The organism is Streptomyces sp. WM6378 (genome assembly GCF_001279695.1).
In the GTDB taxonomy this organism is placed as follows: Bacteria; Actinomycetota; Actinomycetes; order Streptomycetales; family Streptomycetaceae; genus Streptomyces.
Window position 1 is genome coordinate 1 of sequence record NZ_LGDD01000090.1, and the last position, 2,525, is coordinate 2,525.

The 2,525-nt window shown below is 68.1% G+C and carries 1 protein-coding gene and 1 pseudogene; both read left to right on the forward strand.

The genetic code is table 11. The features are described from left to right. Window positions 1–360: 360 nt before the first annotated feature. Window positions 361–1,029, forward strand: a pseudogene (locus tag ADK54_RS10455) (DUF4157 domain-containing protein); the annotation flags it as partial. Window positions 1,030–1,883: 854 nt separating this feature from the next. Next, window positions 1,884–2,159 carry a hypothetical protein gene (locus ADK54_RS10460; RefSeq protein ID WP_053725295.1) on the forward strand — a complete coding sequence of 92 codons (276 nt, stop codon included), beginning with the start codon at window positions 1,884–1,886 and terminating at the stop codon, window positions 2,157–2,159. Window positions 2,160–2,525: the final 366 nt, after the last annotated feature.

The window sequence follows — 2,525 nt, forward strand, 5'->3', positions numbered from 1 at the left end:
GTTCGAGACAACGCCCCTTCCGGCACGAAGACTTGGCCGATGGTCGGCGCGGGAGAGGGGTACGGCCGCCATATTCTTCGAGCCTGCCTCAACCCTCCTGGCCGTACCCCCGGTTGGGCAGGGGCCGAGCGGGCCGGCTGGTGGGCCGGTTGGCCTGTTCCCGAGGGCCGGCCGGTTAAGGGGACGCTTCCTTCGCACGGGCGTCCCCTTCGGTCTGTACGGGCGCCGCCGCCCACTCACCGTGCGCCGAGCCGGACCGCGCGAGGCCACGCAAGCTGCCACCGTAGAGTCAGAGGGTGCCTCCGCCGACACCCCTATCGGCCCAACCCCCCGCCCAGCAGCAGCCCGTGAGAGGACTCGATGCACGCCAACGAACAGGCCCAGACTCCCGAAGGTAAAAAGCCCGCCCGCTCCGCCGCCAAGGCTCCCGCCCCGGGTGGCGGCATACCCGGCGGGCTCCATGCCCTGCAGAGCAGCGCGGGCAACACTGCCGTCGTCCAGATGCTCCGGGCCGCGGGACACAGCTGGGCCCAGCCCGAGCAGCACCAGCACAGCGCCGGCTGCGGCCACCAACAAGCCGCCGGGCAGCCCGCAGTGCAGCGCTCCGCCGTCCACGACGTCCTACGCGCCCCCGGCCGCCCCATGGACAACGCCACCCGCACCGACATGGAATCCCGCCTCGGTGCCGACTTCTCCGACGTCCGCATCCACAACGACAGCGCCGCCAAAGCCTCCGCCGCCGAAGTCGGCGCCCGCGCCTACACCTCCGGCAACCACGTCGTCATCGGCAACGGCGGAGGAGACAAACACACCCTCGCCCACGAACTCACCCACGTCATCCAACAACGCCAAGGCCCCGTCGCCGGAACCGACAACGGCACCGGACTCAAAGTCTCCGACCCCTCTGACCGGTACGAACGCGAAGCCGAAACCAACGCGACACGAGCGATGGCTCGCCCATCCCCCCAGAGCACGGTGGTGAGGGCTGCCCCAGCACATGAGCCCTCGGCAGCTGAGCACATCCAGCGCACGCCGACAAGCTTCGGGGTCAACAACACGGACAGCCTGACGACCCAGCAGTGGCAGAACTCGGGCCAGTCCACCTTCCTCTCCATCATGTACAAGACCAGTGACGACCTGATCGATCTGGCTGTTACGAAGTCCAATCGGTCACAGACGCACGGAAACGAGCATGCCGAAGACGTGGCGCTGCGCATGATCCGGGACAACCTCGGGATGTTCGCCCCCGGGGTGAGGAATCACCTGGTTCTGAACGTCACCAAGTCGCCGTGCACATCGACCGCCCGCGGTGCGCTGCCGACCACGTCGAACAAGCCGACGGGCTGTACCGAAGAGCTGATCAGCCTGGTGACCACCGGGCTTCAGGACGCCGCCGGAAACCAGTACGACTTCGAGCTAGAACTAATCTGCCGTGGCCTGTACGCGCCCAATGTTCAGGGCCATTCACAGGCGAATGTTCTCGATGCCTCGCAGGCGGCAGTGGCCGCCATGAAGGCGACCGGCCACATCGCGGTGTCCGGCGACGCGCGGCCAGCGTCCTCGGCAAACCGCTATGAGATAGGCGATTGACCGGTACGGGCCGCAGCCCCGTACGGCCTCTCCTTTGAAATCTCCCCCTTGATCGTGGCCCCTGGAGAGTGAGACGTGTGAGCCCAGGGGACGCCTCCCGCGGCACCAAGTGACGGGGGCGAAGCCGTAACAGCGGTCGAAGGCAGACCTGTGCCGTTCGGAAACTCATCGCGAGGACAGCGAGGCCCGCCGTCGCCGTTGCGCGGGCACCCCGTGACCGCGCAACCTCGGTCGGAGAGATTCTGGCGCTCCGGCTCCGCTCCCGCCGCCACCGCACGGAGTAGAAAGGAAGGATGGGAAGACAGGCAGTCGTCGTGCTCTACGTGCTCGCGCTGGTTGCCGTCGTGATCGGGGTGGACGTTCTGCTCTTCAGGCACCAGTTCTGGGAGCGGCTGATGGTGAACGTCGGGATCGTCCTGGTGTTCGCGGCGTTCTATTTGAGGTTCCTGGTTCCTGAAGGGTTCATGAGCGCAGCTGCCGCCGCACTGCGGTCCACCCGGCGGGCGGGTGATCCACCCCCGGGAGGGTCCACAGGCGCAAGGACCTGGCGCGCCTCTGCTCCGCCCTAGCGAGCAGACGATCGCGCAGCTGCATCCCGGAGTCGGGCAGGGAGATCCTGCCGCGTGGTCAGGATATGGGTGCGTCGGCCGCCGGGTCGGGCCGAAGCCGGGGCTCGAGGAAAGTAGCGGGCGGAGCGTCGGCCGCCGAGCGCGGCTCCCGACGCGGACGTGCCGGCTCGGGAGAACTGAAGGAAGGCGTGTCGCTGTCCAAGGGACTGCGTGGGTCTGTGGTCACCCGCCCAGTCTCCCCCACCGCACACCCGACCCAACCGGTCGGGCCGGACAAACCTCGAACCCCGCCCTTCACACGGCCACCTGCGCCCCGCGACAGACATCGCCCAGGGCGACGGGCAGTTCGCACTCCTGGCAGATCAG

What these genes read in the sequence shown, in the direction of transcription:
- ADK54_RS10460 (WP_053725295.1), top strand. Translation starts at nt 1,884, where the DNA reads ATGGGAAGACAGGCAGTCGTCGTGCTCTACGTGCTCGCGCTGGTTGCC.